This window comes from Verrucomicrobiia bacterium (genome assembly GCA_023953615.1).
Classification (GTDB): Bacteria; Verrucomicrobiota; Verrucomicrobiia; order Limisphaerales; family JADLHS01; genus JADLHS01.
Genome location: JAMLJH010000002.1, coordinates 1186049 through 1210455 on the forward strand (window position 1 = coordinate 1186049; position 24407 = coordinate 1210455).

Sequence of the window (24407 nt, forward strand, 5' to 3'; positions counted from 1 at the left end):
CGATGCAGTTGGTTCAGGTGGAACGGCCAACCTGGCCGTTCTGGGCGGCAACCTGCCGCCCAGTCGAGCGTACGGAGATCGCACCCCATTGGGTTCGCACTCTTTGCGTCCGGCTAACGGGCTGGTAGCCCGACAGAACGGGCCAGTGGCCCGTTCCACCTAAACTCCAATCGAATCGTTCCAAGTAAGCGTATCCCTCGCTTTGCTTCAAAGGAGCAGAAGGCTATTGGCAGCCGCATCGGGCGGTGACAGTCAGGGGGCTATTTGAGCTTTGGCGATTCAACCACCACCGGATTGTGCCAGCCGCCGATTGGCGCGAGCGTTTCCGCTTCGCGCGGCCCCCAAGTGCCGCCTTCGTATTCGGGAACGGGCGTGGTCAGTTTGATGATGGGCGCCACGATGCGCCAGGCTTCCTCCACATAATCTTCGCGTGCGAACCAGGTTTGATCGCCAGCCATCGCGTCGCCAAGCACGCGCTCGTAAGCGTCCATTTCGCCCGCCTGCGGATGGTGTTGCGCGATGACTTCCATCTGGTCACTGGTGGATTCGTCATCAGACGTGATCGTGTTGAGGTTGAAGGCGAACGCAATGTCCGGACTCATGCGCAGCCGACAGGCATTCGGCATCAGTGGGTAGCCTTGATACATTGTCGGCGGTTGGCGCAGGCGCACCAGAATTTCCGTGCAGGTAACCGGCAGGCATTTCCCGGCGCGCAGATAGAACGGCACGCCCTGCCAGCGCCACGAATCCACTTCCAGTTTGAACGCGGCAAAGGTTTCCACGCGCGAATCCGCGGCCACCCCCGGTTCGTTGCGATAGCCACGGAATTGACCGCGCACCAGGTTGCCAGGTGCAATCGGCGGGATGGCTTTGAGCACCTTCGCTTTCTCGTCGCGGATGGATTCGCTGTCCGTGCGCACCGGCGGCTCCATCGCCAGATGCGCGAGAATGTGGAACAGATGATTCTGCATCACGTCGCGGATGGTGCCGACCTGTTCGTAAAACGAGCCGCGGCCCTGCACCCCAAAATTCTCCGCCATGGTGATCTGCACGCTTTCGACGTAGCGGCGATTCCAAAACGGTTCGAGCAGCGTATTGGCGAAGCGGAAGAACAGCATGTTGTGAACGGGCTTTTTGCCGAGGTAATGGTCAATGCGGAAAATCTCCCGTTCCTGAAAATGCTGAAGCAAAATTCGATTCAACGTGCGGGCGGACGCCAGATCGCGGCCGAACGGTTTTTCGATGACGACGCGCGCATCCCGGGTGCAACCGGCCTTGACCAATTGGGTGACCACCGTGGCAAAAGCCGCCGGCGGAATCGCGAGGTAGAACGCCGGGCGCTGCACCTGGCCCAGCTCGCGGTGCAGCGCTTGAAAAGTGGCGGCGTCATTGAAATCACCATCCACGTAGCGCAGCAATTGGCATAACTTCGGAAAGGCGGCGGCGTCCAGCCCGCCGTGCTTTTCCACGCTGTCTCGCGCGCGGGCTTTGAGCTGGTCCAGATTCCAGCCGGACTTGGCGACGCCGATGACCGGCACGTTGAGCGTGCCGCGGCGGACCAGGGCTTGCAGCGTGGGAAAGATCTTTTTGTAAGCCAGATCGCCCGTGGCGCCGAAGAATACCAACGCGTCGGAATGATTTTCGTTCATGTGATTTCGTCAGCCGGTTTGATGGGTTCGATCTCGCGCCGCGGTGGCTTGGGCGCGGCCGAAACACGAGCCCGATTACCAATCGCGCGACCTACGCCGTTTTGATTTTGGACACGCGAACCTTCCAGTCGTCCGGACCTTTCTCCAGATATTCCCAACGGAAGGGTTCTTTGCTCTCGGCTTCCATTTGATAATACAGCGGTTTAGGATCGTGATCGTTGATGAATTCAAACGCCTCGCCGGGTTTGATATCCGCGAACGCCCGGTAAAACATGTCGTGCCGTTGGGCGGGCGGATAGGGACGAAAATCCATTTCGTTGACGACCGCGAAACCCTCTTCGCCCAGACCGCTTGCCGCCACCTTTTTGATGTGAACGACGTATTCGCCGGGCGTTTTCTGCTGACCGGTCCAGGTGTGCTTGCCGGCGAATTTATTTTTGAAAATATCGTGAATGGCGGTCGGCTCTTCCTTGGCGATCAATTCCATCACTGTATCCGTTTCCATCATGGCGTAGCGGTGGAACACCACCTTGCTCCACTCCGCCGCGCCCACGTTGCGCAGATCCAGCAGCGTGGCGACCCGGCTCATGTCGCGCCCTTGCGACGCGCCGGTGCGCGTGACCTTGACCTTCCAGTCGCGTCCGCCGCGGTTCAGATACTCCCAACCCACCACGTCGCCGTGGATGGACTTGAATTCGTAATAGAGCGGGACGGGATCGTGATCATTGATGAACGTGAAACTCTGACCGACCGGCAATTCTTGAAAGAGCTTTAATAGTTTCTCGTGCCGCTGGATCGGCACCAACACCCGCACATCCAATACCTCATCTGGTTTAAGCTTGTCACTCATGCCTTTCAGTATCCGCGCAAAAAATCGCGAAGCAAGTTTGCATCCGGACCACGCGGATACGTGAACGCGCAAAATTTGATGGCGGTCAGGCAGAGCGATCCGGCTGCAACCCGGTACAGAAAATTCGCTGAAACGCAAAATTTGTTTGAGGTAAGGACGAAATTTCACATTTTGGAGACAAAATGGTGGCCAGCGTTCCGCGCAATGACCCGCGACTGACAGGCAGTTTTGCATGAAGGTTTACAAGTTACTTCTCAACGACACATTTATTCTGGGCGTCATTCTGCTCAACGCCGTGGTGATTTTCATCGAAGGCTTTGGCGTTGCGGAACAGTTGCTGGATATCGTCGAGGCGCTGTTCACGCTGGTCTTCGTTTTTGAGATCGGGCTTAAAATCAAGACCTACGGCGCGCCCGCCTATTTTTCGCAGCACTGGAACAAATTCGATTTCACCGTGGTGTTGCTTTCGTTGCCGTCCTTGGCCATTCCGTTCGGCGATTACCAATTTCTCGGCACGAATATTTTCATGACGCTGCGGATCTTCCGCGTTTTCAAGTCGTTCCGCCTCATCAAGTACTTGCCCAACGCCAATTCCTTTGTCGTGTCCGTCCAGCGCGCGCTGCGGACGTCTTACATCATTCTCATCGGTTTTTTTGTGCTCATCTTCATCACGGCGCTCATCAGCGGATCGTTTTTCAAGGAAGCCGCGCCACAATACTTTGGCAATCCGCTAAAGTCCATCTACACGATTTTCCAACTGTTCTCCGTGGAAGGCTGGTATGAAATTCCCAATGCCATCGCCCAGGAATCCAGCCCAACGACCGCCTTTTTCGTGAAACTCTATTTCAGCGGCTTATTGATGGTGGGTGGAATCATGGGGTTGTCATTGGTCAACTCGATCTTTGTGGACGCCATGGTTAGCGACAACAACGATGACTTGGAGGCTGAAATCAACAAGTTGACCAAGCAAGTTCACTCGCTGGAACAGAAACTCGATCAATTCATCCAGTCCAACGCGGAGAAAAAATAGTGTCCGCCTCCTACGCCAGCGCAACAGTTTGAAGCGCTCTGCCGTATATTTAACCGCCGATATGACGCAGCGGGCCTCCAACCTCACGTCAAGCGTTGGGGGCAAACTGATGCTCGTCCTGGGTTTGGGACGAGCACCAGCGCGACCGCATCCGGACTGCGGCAGTCCGCTGCCGCTGTGGAATCATCGGCACGCGGACGGAAAGCGGCAGAAGCCTGCCGCAGTCCAAAACCTCGCGGACAGAGGCGCCATTCCCAATCCGGCCTCCACCTTCATTGGGTTACAGCCGTTCGGTGCCACGGCTACAACTTTAATTAACCCGCTATAAAAGCGGGGCAGGGAGCTTGGGTTGACCAAGTCTCCGCAATTTCAGTCCTCGCTCCGGCCGCACCGATGGGCACCTGCAAAATGCGGAGAGCCATTCAGCCTGCTCCGACAAGCGCCGGGCCGAGCGGAAAACCAGGACTCAAAGGCAGGGACGCTTTGAATTATGCTTTGGCCGTGGACGCTTCGTAGATGTTCTGGATGGCGTCGTCGAGCAGAGCATTGAATTCGGCAGCGGTTTGCTGGGCGGACAGGCCCTCGGCAAGTGCGCGCGAAAAACTCGCGATGACGCCGTGTTGTCGTTGCAAACGCGCGTTGCCTTCCGTGCGCGAATAACCGCCCGAGAGCGCCACGACTTTGAGGACTTTCGGATGTTTCACGAGTTCCGCATGGAGATCATTCTGCTCGGGCAGCGTAAGTTTGAGCATGACCTGTCGTCCGGCGGGCAGTGCGTCGAGACGTTGCAGCAGCGCCGTTTTGAGCAGGGCCTCGGCGCCCGCCTTATCGGGGCAATGAATGTCCACTTCCGGCTCGACGATGGGCATGAGTCCGGCCGCGTTGATTTGGGCCGCGACTTCAAATTGCTGCTCCACGATGGCGCGAATCCCCGCCGCGTTGGCCTGGTTGATGACGGAACGCATTTTAGTTCCGAAGATGTGCTTGGCGTTGGCGCGGGCCAGCAAGGCGTCCAAACCGGGCATCGGTTTCATCAAACGCACGCCGTCGCGTTCCTCGATCAAACCTTTGTCCACCTTGAGAAACGGCACGATGCGTTTCTGATTCCAGAGATAATCCGCAGTCGGTTGGCCTTCGATGTCGCCGTCCATGGTGCGCTCAAACAAAATCGCGCCGAGGATGCGGTCGCCGCTGAAAACCGGACTGGTGATGATGCGGGCGCGCATCTGATGGACGAGGGCGAACATTTCCGCTTCGTTGCTCCAGGCGTCGGGTTTGAGGCCGTAAGCGGTCAGGGCTTTGGGGGTACTGCCGCCGCTTTGATCCAGCGCGGCAATGAAGCCGGCCTGCGTGCGAATTTTGCGGAGTTGTTGTGCTTTCAAGTTTAGTGTGCTCATTATTTTCCTTTCATTTTACGGTAGCGACGGATCAGGTGATTCGTCGAGCTGTCATGTTTCAATTTCGGTAGCGTCGGACTTTCCAATTCGGGAACGATCCGTTGCGCCAGAACTTTCCCCAGTTCCACGCCCCATTGATCGAACGAGTCAATATTCCAAATCGCCCCCTGCACAAAGACGCTGTGTTCGTAGAGGGCGACCAATTTCCCAAGCGTCGCGGGAGTCAGCTTATCCGCCAGAATAATATTGGACGGGCGGTTGCCGGTGAAAACCTTGTGCGGGACCAAGGCGGCGGGCACGCCTTCGGCCTTCACTTCCGCGGCGGTTTTGCCAAAGGCCAGCGCTTCGGCTTGCGCGAAAACATTCGCCAACAGCAGATCGTGATGTCGTCCGAGCGGAGTCAAGGGGCGGGCGAACGCGATGAAATCGCACGGAATCAAACGCGTGCCCTGATGAATGAGCTGGTAGAACGAGTGTTGGCCGTTCGTACCCGGTTCGCCCCAGAAAATCGGACCGGTGGAATAATTCACCGGCTGCCCGGCGCGCGTAACGTGCTTGCCGTTGCTTTCCATGGTCAACTGCTGCAGGTAGGCGGGAAAGCGTTTGAGATAATTTTCGTAGGGCAACACGGCCGTCGTTTCCGCGTTGAGGAAATTCGTGTTCCACACGGTGAGCAGGCCGAGCAGCGCCGGTAAATTTCTCTCCAGCGGCGCGGTGCGGAAATGTTCATCCAGCTCATGCGCCCCGGCGAGCAGGGCGCGAAAGTTCGTCGGGCCGATGGCGATCATGGTCGAAAGTCCAATGGCCGAGTTCATGGAGTAGCGACCGCCCACCCAATCCCAGAAACCGAACATGTTTGCGCGATCAATTCCGAACGCGGCCACCTTCTCGGCGTTGGTGGACACCGCGACGAAATGTCGGGTGACGGCCTTCACGTCACCACGACAGGCGCGCAGCAGCCAGGCGCGCGCGCTCTGCGCGTTGGTCATGGTTTCCAGCGTGGTGAAAGTTTTCGACGCGATGATGAACAGCGTTTCCGTCGGATCGAGATCGTGCGTGGCTTCAACGAAATCCGCGCCATCCACATTCGAGATGAACCGGAAGGTCAGGGAGCGATCGCTGTAATGGCGGAGCGCTTCGTAGGCCATCACCGGACCGAGGTCCGAACCGCCGATGCCGATGTTGACCACATTGCGGATGCGGCGGCCCGTGTGACCTTTCCATTTGCCGGTGCGGACGCGGTTGGCAAAATTCGCCATTCGGTTCAACACCGCATGGACTTCAGGCACGACGTTTTTGCCGTCCACGCGAATCACCGTGCCACGGGGCGCGCGCAGGGCGACGTGCAACACGGCGCGATTCTCGGTGACGTTGATTTTGTCGCCGCGAAACATCGCTCCGATCTTGCCGCGCAAGTCGGTTTCTTTGGCCAGTTGGCGCAGCCCGCGCAGGGTTGCGGCGTTGATGCGATTCTTTGAGTAATCAAGGAACAGCCCCACGCCTTCGGCAGTGAACCGTTCGCCGCGCCGGGCATCCTGCGCGAAGAGGTCGCGCAAATGTAGTTGCTCAATGGTTTGACGATGGCGCGTCAACGCTTTCCAGACGGGCAGCGTTGTGAGTGATTTTGTTTTCATACAGCGTTAAGAAATTCTCTTTGCCCCATCGGTCCCGGCCCATAGACGCAATCCGCCCAGGAAAGCGTTGGCGTTGTCGCCAGCACGGCACCCGGGCGGCAGTTTTTTCAGACGATGCACATTGCCACCACCGAGGACGACGTCGTCGGGCAGCAGGGCGGCCGTGAGTTGTTTCACCACGTTTTTCACATGCTGCCGCCATTGGCTCTCGCCATATTTTTGCAAACCGCGAATGCCCAGATAATCTTCAAACGTCGCGTCCTGATAAGTGAGGTGCGCCAGTTCCATCGGCACAACGATGTGCTCCACCACCATCGCCGAACCCATGCCGGTGCCCAGCCCGAGGAAGAGCATCTTGCCGCCGCGATAACTGCCCAGCGCTTGCATGGCGGCGTCATTGATCATTTTCACCGGTCGCTGAAAACCGGCGCGGAAGTTGAAACGCATCCAACCCTTGCCAAGATTCCACGGCTCTTCCATCGGTTGGTTGTGTCGTACGGGTCCGGGATAACCGATGGAAACGGCGTCAAACGGCCAATCGGCCGTCAGCTTGCGAACCTGCGCGACCAGTTGTTTGGGGGTCAACTTCGGACCGGAATCAAACTGTCGGTGCGGAGTGCGACCTGAAACCAGAATTTTGACGTGCGTGCCACCAATATCAATCACCAGCACCCGGCGGGAGCGTTGCGTCGGTGAGGATTGTTTTGCTGCCGCGTTTCGCGCGGAAATTTTTTTCATGAAGTTGATGCGACGCGGAATCTTTGCGCGTTCCACCGTCGGCAGCAGCATGAACGACTATGAAATAAAAATCACGCAGAATCCTTTCCGCGTTCTTTCCGCGTCGCTCGCCCGCAGGGTTGGGGGCGGTGCGAACGGCGCGGGTGAATTCGACTCCGGCGCTGCGGTTACTTCCGTTTGAGTTTGGCTTCCAGATACGCCTTCAGCGCGACGACGTTGTTGTGTTCCGCGTCATGCGAACTGAACAACAAGGTGGCTGTCTCTTTTTTTACCGCGTCGAGCAACGGTTGCCAGGCGGTCGGGTTGGCGTCCAGCTCCGCGCGATAGCGCTTCTGGAACTCGGGCCATTTAGCCGGATCGTGGCTGAACCACTTGCGCAGCTCGGTGCTGGGCGCGACTTCGCGAAACCAGGCGTCCAGTTTGGCCGCCGCCTTCGTCATGCCTCGCGGCCAGAGCCGCTCGACCAGAAAACGTTTTCCGTCGCTTTTAGCCGGCGGATCATAAACGCGTTTGATTTGCAACATAACTTCTCCCTTTCCAAATGGCGGATTCAATAACCACCAAAATCTTCCAGGCGAATATCGTCATCGTCCACACCGGTTTGGTTGAGCAGCGCATGCACGCCATTGACCATGCCCGGCGGCCCGACGAGGTAATAAACCGGTGACACGGCTTCGCTCTTGTATTTGCCGAGCAACTCGGGCGTCAGCCGGCCTTTCTCGCCTGACCAATTTTCCGCCGCCGTCATGATTGGTACCAGGTGGAAATTGGGATTCTGTTTCTGCAACCCGGTCAATTCCTCCAGGAACGCGGCGTCCTGCGGGCGGCGGTTCAGATACAGCAGGAGCAATTTGTGAGGCAGATGCTCATGGGCCGCCCGCGCCAGAATGCTGCGCACGGGGGTGATGCCGATGCCGCCCACGATGAGCACGGCGGTGCGCGCGGCGTTGTTATGCAACGTCAGGCTGCCGCTGGGACCTTCAATTTGCACTTCGGAGCCAAGGGGCAGGTTGGTGATTACCCGTTTGAAGGCGGTGTCGCGCAAGCGGGTGGCCACCATGAGAAAATCCTCGTGAGGCGCGCTGGCGATGGAGAGGGCGCGCCCGTTGCCTTCTGCGTCGGTTTCGCTGGGATTCAGCAACGTTACTTCGAGATATTGCCCGGGGCGAAAGGTGAATCCGGCCGGCTTCTCGAACTGAAACGCCAGGGTGCGTTCGGCCACGGTGAGCCGGTGCTTTAGTTTGACTTGATATTTATTGCTTGATGTTTGAGTGCTCATTTTATTTTCGCTTTCCAACTTAAATCTTAATCCGGGTTTCAGGCGGCCTTTTGCAACGCAGCCCCTTTGGAGGTGATGACGCCCAGCATGTCATTCCATGATTTTACGAAGGCCTTCGCGCCGTTGTCCTGCAATTCCGTGGCGAGTTGGTCCACGTTGATTCCAGCCTGGGCAAACTGTCCCAACACTTTTTCGCAGTCGCCACCACCATGCGGCATGAGCCGTCCGCGCGTGCCGTGATCGGCGTACGCCTTCAAGGTTTTTTCCGGAATGGTGTTGATGGTGAACGGCGCCGCGAGCGCCTGCACGTAAAGAATATCGGAGGCCTCCGGGTCTTTCGTGCCGGTGCTGGCCCAAAGCAAACGCTGCGGTTGCGCGCCGGCATTAAATACGCGCTGCCAGCGCGGGGTCACCAACAATTCCAGATAAGCCTTGTAAGTGCGCCGCGCGATGGCGATGCCCAGTTGATTCTTCAGTTCGGCGGGCACTTTATCGGCCACCGCCACATCCCAACGGCTGATAAACACCGACGCGACCGACCGCACCAATGGATTCAGCCCCGCCGCGATGCGTCGCTCGATGCCACGCAAGTAAGCTTCCGCAACGGCCAGGTATTGCTCACGCGAAAACAGCAGCGTCACATTGATCGGCACCCCGGCGAAGATGGCTTCCTCGATGGCGGGCACGCCTTCCTTGGTGCCGGGAATTTTGATGAACAGGTTGGGGCGACCGGAACGGGCGAAGAGTTCCTTGGCGGCCGCGAGGGTGCGTTGGGTGTCGTAAGCCAGTAACGGCGAAACTTCGAGTGAAACCCAGCCGTCCACGCCATTGGTGCGATCGTGAATCGGACGGAACAAGTCGGCGGCGCGGTTTAAGTCGTCTAGCGCCAGATCAAAAAACAGGTCTTCGCCGGAACGCCCTTGCTTCAGGTCCTGGAGAATCGCCGCATCGTAGGCCTGACTGTTTTTGATGGCGTGATCGAAGATGGACGGATTCGAAGTCAGCCCGGAAACGGAGTATTCATCGCGATACTGCTGGAGCGTGCCTTGATTGAGCAGATCCCGCGTGATGTTATCGAGCCAGAGACTCTGGCCGCGATCGTGTAGTTTTTGAGTCGCTTTCATAATGTTCAGTTTAAAAGTTTCGTTGAATTTGAAATCCGCCAAGCCGCTTAGTTGCAAGCATGGACGAAGATGTCGCGGTCGCTGACTGCGGCAATGATCGTGATAAATTTACGGCGGTCCGTTTTCATTGTTCTCTTTGGTTGGTTTGAGTTGATTGTGGTCAAATTTATGTTCAGTTCTCCGCGCTGGCTTGATCGAGGCTGGCGACATCCTCCGCACCAAGCGTGAGCGTTGCGGCTTTAACGAGGTCGTTCAGTTGTGCGACACTGGTAGCGCTGGCGATGGGGGCCGTGACAGCGGGGCGTTGGATGAGCCAAGCCAAGGCGACGATGGCGGGGGCAGTATGATGGGCGGCGGCGACTTTATCCAAAGCCGCGAGTATGCGCCGGCCTCGCTCGTTCAGGTATTTCTCTCCAATTCCACCACCGCGCGCGCTCTTGCCGAGGTCGTCAGCACTGCGATATTTGCCAGTGAGAAAGCCGCTGGCCAGGGAGTAGTAGGTAATCACACCGAGACCGTTCTCCAGCGCGAGCGGTTCCAGACTGGACTCGAATCCGGCCCGGTCATACAGGTTGTATTCCGGCTGGATCGTTGCATAGGCGGGGAGGTTTTTGGCCGCACTGGCGGCGAGCGACTCCCGGAGCCGGTCGGCGGTGTAGTTCGAGGCGCCGATGGCGCGGACTTTGCCCTGCCGGATCAAGATGTCATAGGCGGAAAGGGTTTCCGCCAATGGCGTGTCGGCATCGTCCTGGTGCGACTGATAGAGGTCAATGTAATCGGTCTGGAGACGAGCAAGGGAATCTTCAACGGATTTTAGAATGTAGTCCTTCTTCAAACCTTGAGTGCCATCACCCATCTGCATTCCTACTTTGGTGGCAAGGATGATCTTGTCGCGTTTGCCGCTGGTTTTCAGCCAGCGACCGATAATGGTTTCGGACTCTCCCCCCTTGTTGCCGGGAGCCCAAGTAGAATACATATTGGCGGTGTCCACGAGATCGAGGCCGTGATCAACGAAGGCGTCAAGAATGGTGAACGAGGCTTTTTCGTCGATAGTCCAGCCGAAGACATTACCCCCGAGGGCCAGTGGCGAGATGGAGATGCCGGTTTTTCCTAGTGGACGTTTGGTCATGATTCAGATGCCGTAGGTTATAGATATGAATGCGATCATTTGGCGGTGAAGCAGATGGCTATCCAACCGAATTAAGTATAGCATAAGCACGCTCAAAATGGATCCATCTGGCGGCGAACGCAAGAATGAGGTGATTTGAGCCGGGCGGGCGTGGCGGGAAAAACTCGTTAAATTCCGTGAAAATATGCGGTTGCGGAAGCAACGCCGCGCCATGCTCGCGTTCATAAATCCAGCGCGACGGCGACGTCCGCGCCTTCCAGCGACGGAGAGTAAAACCGCCGACGCCTGCGGAGCAGGGCGGCGGTGGCCATCTCGTAAATGGTTGATACAAATAATGGACCGACTTAACCGAAGCATTACGATTGCTTTACAATTCTCGACGGAGCGAAAAAGCGGAAAATTAACCTTGTGATTTTTTTCACACTCAGGCAGTCTGCGCGTCCTTTCGTTGTCCGTTGGTGATCGAAAGGTTATCACACGGACGGCAGGGATTTCTAAAACTCGATGCGATTGCTCAAAGTCATTTGGCTGGCGCTGGTGTTGGGCGGAATGTTGGCCTGCACCGGTTACGCTCAGGAAACAGCGGCGGCTGCGGCCCACGGTGGTCATCACGGTTTGCCCGCTTATGCCGTCAAGGTTTTCAGCATTGGTCCGGTGGTCATCACCAATTCCATGGTGGTCACCATTCTGGTGACGTTGGGTTTGGTGCTTTTTGCCCAGGTGGTGAGCCGCAACGTCAAACCCGTGCCCTCCGGTCTGCAAAACTTCAGCGAGTGGATGGTGGAATCCATGTATAACTTTTTGGGTGACATCCTCGGCGAACGGCTGAACAAAAAGACGTTCTGGTTTTTTGGCGGCATCTTTTTCTTCATTCTCTTTACGAACTGGTTCGGCCTGGTGCCGGGCATCGGCACGGTGGGGTGGAAGGTGACTTACTCCGATGGCTCGCAGGAATTTCAACCGTGGTTGCGCGGCGGCAATGCGGACTTGAACATGACCACGGCCATGGCGTTGTTGTTCTTTTTTCTGTGGACAGTCTGGGCGTTGCGGGAGAACGGAGTGGTGGGGTTTGCGAAGCATCTGTTTGCGCCCAAGGGGAAGAGCGAGGGGTTCATGCAGTATTTCATGATCGCGGTTTTCCTCGTCGTGGGAGTGCTGGAAGTCATTTCAATTTTATTCCGACCGGTTTCCCTGAGCTTTCGTCTCTACGGGAATATTTTTGCCGGGGAGAACATGTTGGAATCCATGATGAACCTGATTCCGTGGCTGGGCTGGTTGATTCCGTTGCCGTTCTACTTTTTGGAAATGCTGGTGGGTTTGATCCAGGCGTTGGTGTTCATGCTGTTGACGGCGGTGTTCACGCTGCTGATTTGCGAGCATGATCCGGATGAAGACCACGGTCACGGCGAGGTGGCCACCACCGGGCACTGAACCAAAGAATTTGATCGTCAGACGGTGGCCAGACTGCCGGGGCGATTGAAAAAACAACAAACGAAAGGTAATGCAATGATGGGTAGTATTCATGTCGGTTTGGCGGCGATTGGTTCCGCCATCGGCGTCGGTCTGATTGGTATGAAGGCAGCGGAAGCCACCGGACGCAATCCGGGCGCGGCCGGGCAAATTCGCAACATCGCCATCATCTTGGCGGCCTTGGCGGAAGGAATCACCTTCTTCGCCATCTTCCTCGAGAAGTTTGGTCGCTGATCTCAACGCGGGCGCGGCGTTGCCGCGCCCGCACGTTTTGCCATTTTCCTATGAACTATTTGATGCTGGCCGCCGCTGAAGCCGGGCAGGGCGATAGCCCCCTGACCCAACTGGCGCGGGAATTTTCACTGGAGCCGCGGCTTCTGATTTCCCAGTTGGTTTTGTTTGTCATTGTGGCCGTGGTTCTGGCCAAGTTCGCCTACAAGCCGTTACTGGGCATGTTGGAAATGCGCAAAGCCCAGATCTCCGAGAGTCTGGAAAACGCCAAGCAAACCCGCGAAGAATTAGCCAAGGCGCAGGTCAAGGCGCAGGAAATTGTCAACGCCGCCAGCGCGCAGGCAAATAAAGCCATCGAGGAAGCGCGCGCCGCCGCCGCCAAGGTGCAGGAACAGGAAACGCAAAAAGCCATCGCGGCGGCCAATGACATCATCGCGAAAGCCCGCCAGGCCAGCGAGGCCGAGCTGGCGCGCATGAAGGCGGAATTGCGCAAGGAGATCGGACGCTTGGTGGTGGCCACCAGCGCGAAAGTCACCGGCGAGATTCTCACTCCCGATCAGCAGAAGCATCTGGCCGAGGAAACCAACCGGCAGTTGGCGCACAATTGAGTCAGTCAGGAATTTTGTTTCAAAGTAAGCCCACGTGAAAATCAGCAAACAAGCGCGACGCGACGGCAAGGCGTTGTTCAACCTCTGCAAAACCGGCGAGGGTCTGGACGAACAGCGGGTGCGCGAAACGGTGCGGGTGGTGATCGCGAAAAAGCCGCGTGGCTACCTTGCGATTTTGTCGCACTTCCAACGGCTGGTGAAACTGGAACTGGAGCGGCGCACCGCGCATGTGGAAAGCGCCACGCCGTTGAGCGCGGCGTTGCAGCAATCGGTGCAGGCCAATCTGGCGACCCGCTACGGCGCGGGGTTGACCGTGAATTTTGCCGTCAAACCGGCGCTCATCGGCGGCTTGCGGGTGCAGGTGGGCAGTGATGTTTACGATGGCAGCGTCAGCGCGCGTCTCGCGGAGCTGGCGGCGGACTTTTGACGCGGGAACGATTGAACGATTTAACGAAGCACGGTTAACGAAACTATGAGCAATTTATTGCAAGAAATTGAAGCGCAGATCGCCGGGGTGAAAACCCAGGTGAACCGGCAGAACATCGGTGTGGTTCGCGAGATCTCCGATGGCGTGGCGAAAATTGAGGGCCTCACCGATTGCATGGCCAACGAGATGTTGGACTTCGGTGCCGGGGTCATTGGTCTGGCGTTGAACCTTGAAGAAACCGAAGTCGGCGCCATCGTGCTGGGCGATTATCTCGGCATCCACGAAGGCACCGAGGTCAAGACCACCGGCAAGCTGTTGTCCGTGCCCGTGGGCAAGGGATTGCTTGGTCGCGTGGTGGATTGTTTGGGACGGCCAGTGGACGGCAAAGGCCCGATCAAGGAAGACGCGTTTTATCCGGTCGAAAAAATCGCGCCCGGCATCATCAAACGAAAATCCGTCAGCCAACCGGTGCAGACCGGCATTATGGCCATTGACGCGATGATTCCGATCGGTCGCGGTCAGCGGGAATTGATCATTGGCGACCGTTCGACGGGCAAGACGACCATTGGCGTGGACGCGATGATCAACCAATCGCGCATCAACAAGGTGGGGCGCGAATCGGGCGACAAGAATTTTCGCCCCATGTACAACATTTACGTGGCCGTCGGTCAAAAGCAGTCGAACATCGCCCGGGTGATCGCGGAACTGGAAAAGGCGGGCGCGATGGAAGACACGATCGTCGTGGTCGCGGCGGCTTCGGATTCCGCCGCCAACCAATATCTTGCGCCCTTTGCCGGCGCCGCCATTGGCGAGTGGTTCATGGATCACGGCATGGATGCGCTGATCATTTACGATGACCTCTCCAAGCAAGCCGTGGCGTATCGGCAGGTTTCATTGGTGTTGAAACGTCCGTCGGGGCGCGAAGCTTATCCGGGTGACGTCTTCTATTTGCACAGCCGGTTGCTGGAACGTTCCGCGCGGGTGTCCGAAAAATATGGCAATGGTTCGCTGACGGCGCTGCCGATCATTGAAACGCAGGCGGGCGACGTTTCGGCGTACATTCCGACGAACGTGATCTCCATCACGGACGGTCAGATTTATCTTGAGACGGACTTGTTTTATCAGGGCGTGCGTCCCGCAGTTTCCGTCGGTTTGTCCGTGAGCCGCGTCGGTTCGGCCGCGCAAATTAAAGCGATGAAACAGGTGGCGGGGCGCATCAAAGGCGATCTGGCGCAATACCGCGAGTTGGCCGCGTTTGCCCAATTCGGCTCCGATCTCGACGCCAAGACCCAGGCGATCCTCGAACGCGGCAAACGCGTCGTGGAAATTTTCAAACAGCCGCAGTTCAATCCGATCGCGGTGGAAATGCAGGTGGCGGTGCTGTGGGCGGTGCAAAATAACTTCTTCGACGACGTGGCGGTTGAGAAGGTGAAAGATTGTCAGGACAAAATGGTGGACTTTCTTTCCACGCGGAAAGCGGAGTTGCTCACGAAGATTCGCAATGAAAAAGCCGTCAGTGACGCGCTGGCCGGGGAGTTGAAAGCCGCGATCACGGAATTCAAACAAACCTATCGGTGAGGTTGGGCTGCGCGCCAATGGCTGTCACTTTAACAATCCATGCCTAGTACCCGCGATATTCGCCGACGCATCAAGTCGGTCAAAAACACGGCCCAGATCACGAAGGCCATGCAGATGGTGGCTTCGTCGAAGATGCGCAAGGCGCAGTTGGCGGCACTGGCGGGCCGGCCTTACGCGCAGCAAATGAATTCGATGCTGGCGGACGCCACCGCGAACGCCGGCGATTTTACGCACCCGCTGATGGAGTCGCGAAGCGGAAACCGGGCTGCCGTGATTTTGGTCAGCACCGACAAAGGTTTGTGCGGCGCATTGAACTCCAACCTGTTTCGGGAGGCGGGCAAATTGGCGCCGGAGGCGACGGTGTTTATCTGTGCGGGCAAAAAAGGCGCGCAATTTGTTTCGCGGACGCGGCGCAAGCTGGCCGCCGAGTTTACGTACAAAGACACGCCGCTTTTTTCCGAGGCGCGGGCCATCTCGCGGTTCGTGCGCGAGTTGTTTCTGAAAGGTGAAGTGGATCGGGTGGAGATTTTGTTCACGGATTTTGTGAGTACCTTGGTGCAACAACCCGAGCGCCGCACCCTGTTGCCGGTGGGCGAAATCAAGGGGGTCCAGGCCGGAGTCATGCGGCACGAAACGCCCGCGTCCTTGCAAGCTTCGGGTGTGGAATTTCAATTCGAGCCGGGCGCGGCGCAGGTGTTGGGAGAGTTGTTGCCGCACGCTTTGAACTTTGAGATTTACCAGATTTTACTGGAAGCCAAGGCGTCCGAGCACAGCTCGCGCATGGTGGCGATGAAGAACGCCACCGACAACGCCAAGCAATTGATCAAGGACCTGACGCTGGAATACAACAAATTGCGGCAGGCGAACATTACGAAGGAATTGTTGGAAATCACCACGGCGCAAATGGCGTTGGGGTAAGTAAAACGCAAAACAGGATTTAAAATTTAAGCCATGAACAAAGGTAAAATCGTTCAAATCATCGGCCCGGTCGTGGACATCGAATTTCCCGACCACTTGCCGGCCATTTACAACGCGTTGACCGTTGAATTCAACGTGCCGGGCAGCGCCAGCAAGACCAAATTGACCCTCGAAGTGCAACAGCACCTGGGCGACAACTGGATTCGCGCCGTGGCCATGAGCAGCACGGAAGGATTGAAGCGCGGGATGGAGATCGTGGATTCCGGCGCGCCGATTTCCATGCCGGTGGGTGAAGCCGTCATGGGGCGCGTGTTCGACGTCACCGGTCAAGCCGTGGACGAGCAAGGCCCGGTGCAGGCGGATAAATTTCTGCCAATTCACCGACAGGCGCCGGCCTTGGTCGAGCAATCCACCAGTCCGCAAATTTTGACCACCGGCATCAAGGTGATTGATTTAATTTGCCCCTTCTTGAAAGGCGGCAAGGTCGGAGCGTTTGGTGGCGCCGGCGTCGGCAAGACCGTCGTCATCATGGAGCTGATCAATAACATCGCCAAATTGCACGGCGGCATTTCGATGTTCGCGGGCGTCGGCGAACGCACCCGCGAGGGGAACGATCTTTACAACGAAATGATCGAAGCCGGGGTGATCAAAACAAAGAAAGACGCCAAGGGACATCCGTTGGTCGGGGATAACGGGCTGCCGGTGCTCGAACCGGGCTCCCGGATCGGTCTGGTCTATGGTCAGATGAACGAGCCGCCTGGCGCGCGTTTGCGCGTGGCCTTGTCCGCGCTGGCGGTGACGGAATATTTCCGCGACGAAAAAAATCAAGACGTGCTCTTGTTCGTGGACAACGTGTTCCGCTTCTCGCAGGCAGGTTCGGAAGTGTCCGCGCTGCTGGGCCGCACTCCTTCCGCCGTGGGTTATCAACCGACGTTGGCGGCGGAAATGGGCAACTTGCAAGAGCGGATCACCTCCACCAAAAAAGGTTCCATCACGTCTTTCCAGGCGGTGTACGTGCCGGCGGACGACTTGACCGATCCCGCGCCAGCCACGACGTTCGCGCATCTGGACGCGACGATTGTGTTGGAGCGCTCGATTGCGGAACTGGGAATTTATCCAGCCGTGGACCCGCTGGCATCCAACTCCCGCGCCTTGTCGGCGGACATTGTGGGCCAGGAACATTACGACGTGGCGCGCGGCGTGCAAAAGGTGTTGCAACGCTACAAGGACTTGCAGGACATCATCGCCATTCTCGGCATGGACGAGCTTTCTCCGGACGATAAATTGACCGTGTTCCGCGCCCGCAAGATTCAACGCTTTTTGTCGCAACCGTTCTCGGTGGCGCAGGTGTTCACGGGACGGGAAGGCAAGCAGGTGCCCGTGGCGGAGACCGTGCGCGGCTTCAAGGAAATTCTCGAAGGCAAGCACGACGAGGTGCCCGAGGTGAATTTCTACATGAAGGGCAGCATTGACGAAATCAACGAAGCTTGATCGTTGGCTGGCGGCGACGGGAAATGAACCGATTAACTTTGTAAGCACAAAACCATGGCCACACTGAAACTAGAGATTGTGACGCCGGAAGCGAAAGTCTTCTCGGAAGAGGTGGAAATGGTGACGTTGCCGGGCAGTGAAGGGGAGTTGGGCATTTATCCATTGCACATTCCTTACATGACCAAGCTGACGCATGGGGAAATCAACGCGCGCCAGGGCCCGCAAAATTTCTTCCTCGCCGTGGGGGAGGGCTTCGTGGAAATCACTGGCGAGAAAGTGACCGTCCTGACCGACATGGCCATTCGGGCGGAAAACATTGATGAAGCGCAGGCTGAGGAAGCGCGTCAGCGCGCCGAAGCTCGCTTGGCGGAAAAGTTGGACGCCGAGGAAGTGGCGCGGGTGAACGCTTCACTGGCCCACGCAACGACCCAGTTGAAAGTCAAACGGCGGGGCCGTTAAGCTTGCGGATTCTTTTTGAAGCGGTGGCGGGCGGTTGACTAGACTGCGCCATGCAGCGAACGCTTCGAGTTTCAGTTTTTCTTTCGGTTCTGATTTTTCTTACGCCTCGCCTCCGGGCCGATCCGGTGGAGGATTACCTGCGGGCGCAAATGAGCGCGCATCGCATTCCCGGCCTGGCCTTGACCGTGTTGCGTCACGGCGAACGCATCAAAACCGCGACCTACGGCTGGGCGGACCTGGAGCAGGAAGTGCCGGTACGTCCGGAGACGGTGTTTGAGATTGGTTCACTTACCAAGCAGTTCACCGCTGCGGGAATTTTATTGCTCGCTCAGGAGGGGAAACTCTCGGTGGATGATCGGATCAGCAAGCATCTCTCCAACCCACCCGCCACATGGTCGGAAATTACGATCCGCCATTTGCTGACCCACGGATCGGGCATTAAAAGCTACACCGGCTTGTCCGGTTTCGAACTCACCCGGCATTTGACTCAGGCGCAATTTATCGCGGCGCTGCGCGATCTGCCCCTGGAGTTTGCTCCCGGCACTGCTTACGCCTATTGCAACAGCGGTTACAGTTTGCTCGGTTACATCATCGAGAATGTCAGCGGCACAAATTATTGGAGTTTTATGCGGACGCGAATTTTTCAGCCGCTGGGCATGAACGCCACGACCGACCGGCTGCCGCAAACGATCATTCCGCATCGGGCGCATGGTTATGAGCAAACGAACCGGGTTTGGATCAATCGGGATTACGATTTGACGGACATCTTTGCCGCCGGCGCCATCGTCTCGACGGTCGGCGACCTTGCGCGTTGGAGCGTGGCGTTGGATGGCACTCAATTGCTGACTGCCGCCAGCAAAACCGCCATGTGGACGCCGGGAGAGAATACAAAATCGCGCCAATCGCAGTACGGATTTGGCTGGTCGTTGGGTTCGTTGGACGGGCACAAAAACATCGGTCACGGTGGCGCCACTTCCGGATTTTCCGCAAGTCACCAGCGCTTTCCCGATGACGATTTGGTCGTCATCATTCTTACCAATACGGACGAGCAAATCGCGACCACCTTGGCCCGGAAGGTGGCGACGTTTTATTTCACGAAATAGCGATACCGCCGCAACCGCGCGCGTTCCGCCAAGGCTTACGAAGGCGCCCCGGCCCGCTTGCGGGAACTTGCTGGCCGCGAGACGGATGCGGGTTCACTTCGACGCGGCTGGAGTAATTTTGCCACCAACCCAGTCCAGCCGGTTTGATGCGACGCGCCCAGCCCAAGGCCCGTATCGCCGTGAAAATACTCGTGAAAGAGCAGGTGATCCTTGAAATGTGGATCGCGCTGCAATTTGGGATGACTCTTCAACGCCGGACGTTCCCCGTTGGCATCGCGCAGGAAAAGGCGGCACAGTCGCTGCGTGATTTCTTCCGCCGCGCCCTTCAAGGTGGTGAACTTGCCCGAGTGCGTGGGACATTCCACTTTGAAATCGTCGCCGTAATAGTGATGGAATTTTTGCAGCGACTCGATGATCAGATAATTCATGGGCATCCAAACCGGACCGCGCCAGTTCGAGTTGCCGCCGAACAGTCCGCTCCGGGATTCGCCCGGCCAATAGGTGACCTCGTGCCTCAACTCGCCGCAATCCAACTGGAACGGCTGGTGCTCGTGAATTTTTGAAAGCGCGCGAATGCCGTGATCGGACAGAAATTCGGTTTCGTCCAGCATCCGACGCAGCAGGCACTTCATGCGGTGGCCACGCAGCAATGATAACAAACTGCGTTCGCCCAATCCGTGCTCCTCCCAACGCGAGACGAGACGTGCCAGGTCCGGACGGTACTTGAGATACCACTCCATGCGCGCGGTGAAATCCGGCAGCTTTTTGAGTAATTGCGGCTCGAGCGTTTCCACGGCGAACAACGGAATCAGTCCCACCATGGAGCGCACCTTGAGTGGAATCTCGCGACCGTCCGGGGTGCGCAGTTCATCGTAGTAAAAGGCGTCCGTTTCGTCCCACAACCCAAAACCCGCTTCGGTGGCATTGATGGCTTCCGCGATGGCCAGAAAGTGCTCGAAAAATTTGGTGGCAATGTCTTCATAGACGCGATTGTGCTGCGCCAGTTCCAACGCAATGCGCAGCAGGTTCAGCGAATACATCGCCATCCAGCTCGTGCCGTCAGCTTGGCTGATCGTGCCGCCCGAGGGCAGCGGCGCGCTGCGATCGAACACGCTGATGTTGTCGAGGCCGAGAAAACCGCCGTGGAAAATGTTGCGCCCCTGCGCGTCCTTGCGATTCACCCACCAGGTGAAGTTCAGCAACAGTTTGTGAAAGACCCGTTCGAGAAACGCGAGGTCGCCGGCGTCGCCGGGCCGCCGGGCGCGACGCTGTTTCCGATCAATTTGGAACACGCGCCACGCGGCCCAGGCGTGAACCGGCGGGTTGACGTTGCCGAACTCCCATTCGTAGGCCGGGAATTGTCCGTTCGGGTGCATGTACCATTCGCGTGTGATGAGGATGAGTTGCTCCTTGGCAAACTCCGCATCCACCAAAGCAAGTGGCAGACAATGGAACGCCAGATCCCAGGTGGCATACCAGGGATATTCCCACTTGTCCGGCATGGACATCACGGTCGCGTTGTTCAAATGCGTCCATTCGGCATTGCGACCTTGTTTGCGTTCGGCTGGTGGCGGTGTTCGCCCCAGATCACCTTCCAGCCACTCGCGCACGTCGTAGTAGTAGAATTGCTTCGACCAGATCAAACCGGCCAAAGCTTGTCGCTGCACGCGGCGCTGATCTTCATCGGCAATGTCCTTTTGCAACACCGCGTAAAATTCATCGGCCTCGCGTTGCCGTTGCGCCAAGCGCGCATCAAAGCTTGCAAAATGGTTTCGTCCATTTTTTTGCCGGGTGAGCGCGCGCTCCGCGACCAGCCGCAAGCGGACGGTTGCTGATTGCCCCGGAGCAACGGAAAGTTTGTAAAGCACACCGGCCTTGGTGCCGATCTGGGTGGCATCCACGGCGGTCGTGTCGCCGTTAACCAGATATTCATTGAAAGCGTCTTTGAACGCGCCTTTCGCCTCGGGTTGGCCGTGATGCCGGCGGGGATTGGTTTCATTCTCACAAAACAGCGCTTCGGGCTGGCCTTCGATGAGCAGCCGGAATTCACCCAGCTCTGGATGGCGAGCGGTGATCGCGCCGCGATTGGTGAGTAACAACACCGGCTTTACGCTGTCGGTCTCCCCACTCCACGTATTGCGAAACCATAGTTGCGGCAACAAATACAACGGCGCGACATCCGGGCCGCGGTTGTACGCCGTGATCCGCATGAGCAAATCATCGGGCGCGGCTTTGGCGTACTCCACGAAGACATCCCAATAGTGGTCGTCGTCGAAAATACCCGTATCCAGCAATTCATACTCGGACGATTGGGGATCGGTCTTGCGCCGCGCGTTCTCGCGCACCAACTCATCGTAGGGAAACGCGCGTTGCGGATACTTGTAGAGCATCTTCAAGTAGGAATGTGTGGGCGTTGCATCCAGGTAGTAATACAACTCCTTCACGTCCTCACCGTGATTGCCCTCGTGATTGGTCAGACCAAAGAAACGCTCCTTGAGAATCGGGTCCTGTCCGTTCCAAAGCGCGAGCGCGAGGCAAAGGCGACATTGTTCATCGCTGATCCCCGCCAAGCCATCCTCACCCCAGCGGTACGCGCGACTGCGGGCGTCATCGTGAGGGAAATACTCCCACGCGGCGCCGTTCGGCGAATAATCCTCACGCACCGTGCCCCATTGACGGTCCGCCAGGTAGGGGCCCCAAGCGCGCCAGTTGGCTTTGCCGGTATTGGCGGCTGACAATCGTTGGGCTTCAGCGTTCATGAACCAGACCTTGCCCGATTGAACCCCGAGCGAAACCAATCACAAAATGAAATCATAAAACTTCGTGCCCCGAGCCTGCCACCCGGAACGGAAGCAATCAAGTCGCACCAATCGCACTGATTTGAACTGAACTTCATTCGCCATGAACCGTTTGCCGGGGCAGGTATGATTTGGAACCTTCACTCCCGAGCAGCCCGGCGGAAATTATTTTACGATTATTTTTGGCTCAGACAGTTTTTGTCTGACCCCTCCCGCTAGTGTGGTGACGTAAAAGGAAAATAAATTATGACAACGATCACTAAAATCCAAAATGACGAACAACTGGAACTGGGCTTCCGCGGTTTGCCGCGCCACACCCGCCTGGCGCGACGCGAACGACGGCTGGCGCGGGCCAGTTGGTGGTTCGCAAAAATGCGGGCAGCGGTGAACGCCGCGTCATCCGGGCCACGAGCCGGCACACCGCGCCCCGAACAACCCGTGTTGCCTGGCACCATCCGCCAAATTCGTCTGAACTGACGGGGACGGGCGACGGACATCCGTGTGCCAACGTGGCGAGGTCTTTCGGGGAGAACCGTTGGAAGGCGAAAGCTGATGTGCAGCAGACTGAACTGCCCGGCCAATAGTGTGGCTGCGGCGTCCCGCCGCAGTTCCGCATCACCCGGCGGCGCGCACGGAGTGTGATGCGCCCTACCGGTTCCAGTTACCGGAACCGGATGTCGTCCGCGAGACGCGAACGACTACCGCCGAGACGGCGGTGCTCCCCCATTCCCCATTCCTTTGCCAATCATTCCCTTGTCTCCCCGTTCGCGCATTTCGTGTCTTTCGCGGTTGTGTTTCCTTGGGAGGGACGTGTTCCACCGCGTCCCTGATACAGTTGGGAACGACGTGGAAGTCGTCCCTCCCGCGGGCGGGTTGAAACCGCAAAGAACGCAAAGATCACCAAGTCGGGACGGTGTCGTTGTTCGACGCGGGACGCGTCGAACCTGCACCCGAGACGGGTGCGCTCCCGGAAATAATCGCCCCATCGAACCTGACTGAACCGCTGATTGGTCCACGGGTCTTTGCACACCTATGATCGTGCCAGTGCGACTGGGGAGCATACGCGTCTCGCGTGTGCTGGCGGGCGTCTCGCCCGACAGAATCTGCATCCGCCAAGCCGGAACGGGCCAGTGGCCCGTTCCACCCAAACTCCAATCGAATCGTCCCGGTCAACCATGTGGCTGCGGCGTCCCGCCGCAGTTCCGGCAGTTTCGAGCAGAATCCGTCTTGCCCCGGAAACGGTTTCCTCGTAAACATGAATCCACGCTGTAGCTGCACGAAATCCGGCAGCGCGACAACAATTCATAGAATGAAACGAACAATTCAATGGGCCGCCGTTGCCACGCTGGGCGTTACCGCGCTGGTGATCTCGGGCTGCGCCTCGAAATGCTGTATGACCACATCCCACGTTACTTCCATCCCGTACGGTTCAGTGAATGGCCAATCGGTCACTTTGTACACGTTGCGCAATGCCAAGGGCGCTGAGGCAACCATCATGAATTATGGCGGCTTGGTGCAGTCGCTCCGGGTGTCGGATCGCAACGGACACTTCGACGACGTGGTGCTGGGCTACGATAATCTGGCGGGTTACCTGAAGGACACGCCGTATTTTGGCGCGATCATCGGGCGTTACGGCAACCGCATTGGCGGCGCGAAATTTTCCCTGGATGGCAAGACGTATTCCCTGGCCGCCAACAACGGCCGCAACTCGCTGCACGGCGGCATCAAGGGCTTCGACAAGGTGGTTTGGGATGTAATCAAGGCGACGGGGAACAGTCTGGAATTGCATTATCTCAGCCAGGACGGTGAGGAAGGTTTCCCCGGCAACCTGGAGGTCACCGCGACTTACACGCTGACGGACGCGAATGAATTGAAGCTCGCCTTTCGCGCCACGACCGACCAGCCCACGGTGGTCAACCTGACGCATCATTCCTATTTCAATCTGCGCGGGCAGGGGAACGGCGACATTCTCGGCCATGAAGTTTACCTGAACTCGGATCAAATCACGGAGATTGACAGCGAATTGATCCCCACCGGCGCGTTCATGGACGTGACGGGAACGCCGTTTGATTTTCGCACTCCGACGGCCATCGGCGCGCGCATCAATGACTCCAATCCCATTCTGCAATACGGTCCGGGTTACGACGACAATTGGATCATCAAGAAACCGCTCGGCCAGTTCGGTCTGATGGCGCGCGTTTATGAGCCGACCACCGGTCGGGTGATGGAAGTGCTGAGCGACGAGCCGGGGCTGCAATTTTACGCGGGCAATTTCCTGGATGGCTCGATCACCGGCAAAGGTGGCAAGACGTATCAACGACGCACGGCGTTCTGCATGGAGCCGCAGCATTACCCGGATTCGCCCAACAAACCCGGCTTCCCCTCGGTGGTGTTGCGCCCCGGTCAGACGTTTCATAACACGATTGTCTATCGGTTCTCGACCCGCTAAGTGGATGCGCCGAGGCCGACGAAATCCGGCTTTCGACGGCAATTG

At 57.6% G+C, this 24407-nt stretch carries 22 protein-coding genes; 12 read left to right on the forward strand and 10 right to left on the reverse strand.

What is annotated here, in order from left to right; genetic code table 11:
- Positions 1 to 260 precede the first annotated feature (260 nt).
- Positions 261 to 1649: a glucose-6-phosphate dehydrogenase gene (gene zwf / locus M9920_15345; protein ID MCO5053652.1), complete on the reverse strand. Its 1389-nt coding sequence runs from the start codon at positions 1647 to 1649 to the stop codon at positions 261 to 263.
- 91 nt (positions 1650 to 1740) lie between these two features.
- Complete coding sequence (locus tag M9920_15350; protein ID MCO5053653.1) at positions 1741 to 2499, reverse strand: DUF2249 domain-containing protein; 759 nt, start codon at positions 2497 to 2499, stop codon at positions 1741 to 1743.
- A 232-nt stretch (positions 2500 to 2731) separates the two neighbouring features.
- Here M9920_15350 and M9920_15355 point away from each other — a divergent pair, with 232 nt between their 5' ends.
- Complete coding sequence (locus M9920_15355; GenBank protein ID MCO5053654.1) at positions 2732 to 3529, forward strand: ion transporter; 798 nt, start codon at positions 2732 to 2734, stop codon at positions 3527 to 3529.
- Positions 3530 to 4017: 488 nt separating this feature from the next.
- Here M9920_15355 and M9920_15360 read toward each other — a convergent pair whose 3' ends face one another.
- The 7 genes from M9920_15360 to M9920_15390 all read right to left on the reverse strand — a co-directional run bounded on the left by M9920_15360 (position 4018) and on the right by M9920_15390 (position 10830).
- Positions 4018 to 4926, reverse strand: a complete 909-nt coding sequence (locus M9920_15360) for a fructose bisphosphate aldolase (GenBank protein MCO5053655.1) — start codon at positions 4924 to 4926, stop codon at positions 4018 to 4020.
- A complete protein-coding gene (gene pgi, locus M9920_15365) occupies positions 4926 to 6560 on the reverse strand; it encodes a glucose-6-phosphate isomerase (GenBank protein MCO5053656.1) in 1635 nt (544 codons plus the stop codon). Before pgi ends, M9920_15360 begins: the two co-directional genes overlap by 1 nt.
- Before the next feature lie 6 nt (positions 6561 to 6566).
- Complete coding sequence (locus tag M9920_15370) at positions 6567 to 7298, reverse strand: ROK family protein (GenBank protein ID MCO5053657.1); 732 nt, start codon at positions 7296 to 7298, stop codon at positions 6567 to 6569.
- Positions 7299 to 7465: 167 nt separating this feature from the next.
- Entirely contained in the window at positions 7466 to 7822 is a 357-nt protein-coding gene (locus tag M9920_15375; protein MCO5053658.1) for a DUF488 domain-containing protein, read from the reverse strand.
- A gap of 26 nt (positions 7823 to 7848) precedes the next feature.
- A complete protein-coding gene (locus tag M9920_15380; GenBank protein MCO5053659.1) occupies positions 7849 to 8577 on the reverse strand; it encodes an FAD-dependent oxidoreductase in 729 nt (242 codons plus the stop codon).
- Positions 8578 to 8615: 38 nt separating this feature from the next.
- Positions 8616 to 9701, reverse strand: a complete 1086-nt coding sequence (tal, locus tag M9920_15385; protein ID MCO5053660.1) for a transaldolase — start codon at positions 9699 to 9701, stop codon at positions 8616 to 8618.
- A gap of 172 nt (positions 9702 to 9873) precedes the next feature.
- Positions 9874 to 10830, reverse strand: coding sequence for an aldo/keto reductase (locus M9920_15390; protein ID MCO5053661.1), 957 nt, complete (start codon positions 10828 to 10830; stop codon positions 9874 to 9876).
- 504 nt (positions 10831 to 11334) lie between these two features.
- Between M9920_15390 and atpB the strand changes: the two genes are divergently transcribed.
- From atpB to M9920_15435, 9 genes are all read left to right on the forward strand, one after another.
- Positions 11335 to 12261, forward strand: coding sequence for a F0F1 ATP synthase subunit A (atpB, locus tag M9920_15395; protein ID MCO5053662.1), 927 nt, complete (start codon positions 11335 to 11337; stop codon positions 12259 to 12261).
- A 78-nt stretch (positions 12262 to 12339) separates the two neighbouring features.
- A complete protein-coding gene (locus M9920_15400; GenBank protein MCO5053663.1) occupies positions 12340 to 12534 on the forward strand; it encodes an ATP synthase F0 subunit C in 195 nt (64 codons plus the stop codon).
- A gap of 50 nt (positions 12535 to 12584) precedes the next feature.
- Complete coding sequence (gene atpF, locus M9920_15405) at positions 12585 to 13139, forward strand: F0F1 ATP synthase subunit B (protein MCO5053664.1); 555 nt, start codon at positions 12585 to 12587, stop codon at positions 13137 to 13139.
- Positions 13140 to 13173: 34 nt separating this feature from the next.
- Positions 13174 to 13566, forward strand: coding sequence for a F0F1 ATP synthase subunit delta (locus M9920_15410; GenBank protein ID MCO5053665.1), 393 nt, complete (start codon positions 13174 to 13176; stop codon positions 13564 to 13566).
- A gap of 45 nt (positions 13567 to 13611) precedes the next feature.
- Entirely contained in the window at positions 13612 to 15144 is a 1533-nt protein-coding gene (gene atpA / locus M9920_15415; GenBank protein ID MCO5053666.1) for a F0F1 ATP synthase subunit alpha, read from the forward strand.
- Positions 15145 to 15183: 39 nt separating this feature from the next.
- On the forward strand, positions 15184 to 16062 hold the full coding sequence (gene atpG, locus M9920_15420; GenBank protein ID MCO5053667.1) for an ATP synthase F1 subunit gamma: 879 nt from the start codon (positions 15184 to 15186) through the stop codon (positions 16060 to 16062).
- A gap of 33 nt (positions 16063 to 16095) precedes the next feature.
- Positions 16096 to 17553, forward strand: a complete 1458-nt coding sequence (gene atpD, locus M9920_15425) for a F0F1 ATP synthase subunit beta (protein ID MCO5053668.1) — start codon at positions 16096 to 16098, stop codon at positions 17551 to 17553.
- Between the two features lie 54 nt (positions 17554 to 17607).
- The gene (locus tag M9920_15430; protein ID MCO5053669.1) at positions 17608 to 18012 is read left to right on the forward strand and encodes a F0F1 ATP synthase subunit epsilon; all 405 of its coding nucleotides are present in this window, start codon (positions 17608 to 17610) and stop codon (positions 18010 to 18012) included.
- A gap of 50 nt (positions 18013 to 18062) precedes the next feature.
- Positions 18063 to 19115 (forward strand): beta-lactamase family protein, encoded by a 1053-nt coding sequence (locus M9920_15435; protein MCO5053670.1) that lies wholly within the window; start codon positions 18063 to 18065, stop codon positions 19113 to 19115.
- Between the two features lie 35 nt (positions 19116 to 19150).
- Here M9920_15435 and M9920_15440 read toward each other — a convergent pair whose 3' ends face one another.
- Positions 19151 to 21874, reverse strand: a complete 2724-nt coding sequence (locus M9920_15440) for a glucosidase (GenBank protein MCO5053671.1) — start codon at positions 21872 to 21874, stop codon at positions 19151 to 19153.
- A gap of 285 nt (positions 21875 to 22159) precedes the next feature.
- Between M9920_15440 and M9920_15445 the strand changes: the two genes are divergently transcribed.
- Together M9920_15445 and M9920_15450 are read left to right on the forward strand one after the other, a co-directional pair.
- Positions 22160 to 22390, forward strand: coding sequence for a hypothetical protein (locus tag M9920_15445; protein ID MCO5053672.1), 231 nt, complete (start codon positions 22160 to 22162; stop codon positions 22388 to 22390).
- Between the two features lie 832 nt (positions 22391 to 23222).
- The gene (locus M9920_15450; protein ID MCO5053673.1) at positions 23223 to 24362 is read left to right on the forward strand and encodes a galactose mutarotase; all 1140 of its coding nucleotides are present in this window, start codon (positions 23223 to 23225) and stop codon (positions 24360 to 24362) included.
- Positions 24363 to 24407 lie beyond the last annotated feature (45 nt).

Excerpts from the sequence above, each read along its gene's own strand:
- zwf (MCO5053652.1), bottom strand. The coding sequence starts at position 1,649 with ATGAACGAAAATCATTCCGACGCGTTGGTATTCTTCGGCGCCACGGGC.
- M9920_15350 (MCO5053653.1), bottom strand. The coding sequence starts at position 2,499 with ATGAGTGACAAGCTTAAACCAGATGAGGTATTGGATGTGCGGGTGTTG.
- M9920_15355 (MCO5053654.1), top strand. The coding sequence starts at position 2,732 with ATGAAGGTTTACAAGTTACTTCTCAACGACACATTTATTCTGGGCGTC.
- M9920_15360 (MCO5053655.1), bottom strand. The coding sequence starts at position 4,926 with ATGAGCACACTAAACTTGAAAGCACAACAACTCCGCAAAATTCGCACG.
- pgi (MCO5053656.1), bottom strand. The coding sequence starts at position 6,560 with ATGAAAACAAAATCACTCACAACGCTGCCCGTCTGGAAAGCGTTGACG.
- M9920_15370 (MCO5053657.1), bottom strand. The coding sequence starts at position 7,298 with ATGAAAAAAATTTCCGCGCGAAACGCGGCAGCAAAACAATCCTCACCG.
- M9920_15375 (MCO5053658.1), bottom strand. The coding sequence starts at position 7,822 with ATGTTGCAAATCAAACGCGTTTATGATCCGCCGGCTAAAAGCGACGGA.
- M9920_15380 (MCO5053659.1), bottom strand. The coding sequence starts at position 8,577 with ATGAGCACTCAAACATCAAGCAATAAATATCAAGTCAAACTAAAGCAC.
- tal (MCO5053660.1), bottom strand. The coding sequence starts at position 9,701 with ATGAAAGCGACTCAAAAACTACACGATCGCGGCCAGAGTCTCTGGCTC.
- M9920_15390 (MCO5053661.1), bottom strand. The coding sequence starts at position 10,830 with ATGACCAAACGTCCACTAGGAAAAACCGGCATCTCCATCTCGCCACTG.
- atpB (MCO5053662.1), top strand. The coding sequence starts at position 11,335 with ATGCGATTGCTCAAAGTCATTTGGCTGGCGCTGGTGTTGGGCGGAATG.
- M9920_15400 (MCO5053663.1), top strand. The coding sequence starts at position 12,340 with ATGGGTAGTATTCATGTCGGTTTGGCGGCGATTGGTTCCGCCATCGGC.
- atpF (MCO5053664.1), top strand. The coding sequence starts at position 12,585 with ATGAACTATTTGATGCTGGCCGCCGCTGAAGCCGGGCAGGGCGATAGC.
- atpA (MCO5053666.1), top strand. The coding sequence starts at position 13,612 with ATGAGCAATTTATTGCAAGAAATTGAAGCGCAGATCGCCGGGGTGAAA.
- atpG (MCO5053667.1), top strand. The coding sequence starts at position 15,184 with ATGCCTAGTACCCGCGATATTCGCCGACGCATCAAGTCGGTCAAAAAC.
- atpD (MCO5053668.1), top strand. The coding sequence starts at position 16,096 with ATGAACAAAGGTAAAATCGTTCAAATCATCGGCCCGGTCGTGGACATC.
- M9920_15430 (MCO5053669.1), top strand. The coding sequence starts at position 17,608 with ATGGCCACACTGAAACTAGAGATTGTGACGCCGGAAGCGAAAGTCTTC.
- M9920_15435 (MCO5053670.1), top strand. The coding sequence starts at position 18,063 with ATGCAGCGAACGCTTCGAGTTTCAGTTTTTCTTTCGGTTCTGATTTTT.
- M9920_15440 (MCO5053671.1), bottom strand. The coding sequence starts at position 21,874 with ATGAACGCTGAAGCCCAACGATTGTCAGCCGCCAATACCGGCAAAGCC.
- M9920_15445 (MCO5053672.1), top strand. The coding sequence starts at position 22,160 with ATGACAACGATCACTAAAATCCAAAATGACGAACAACTGGAACTGGGC.
- M9920_15450 (MCO5053673.1), top strand. The coding sequence starts at position 23,223 with ATGAAACGAACAATTCAATGGGCCGCCGTTGCCACGCTGGGCGTTACC.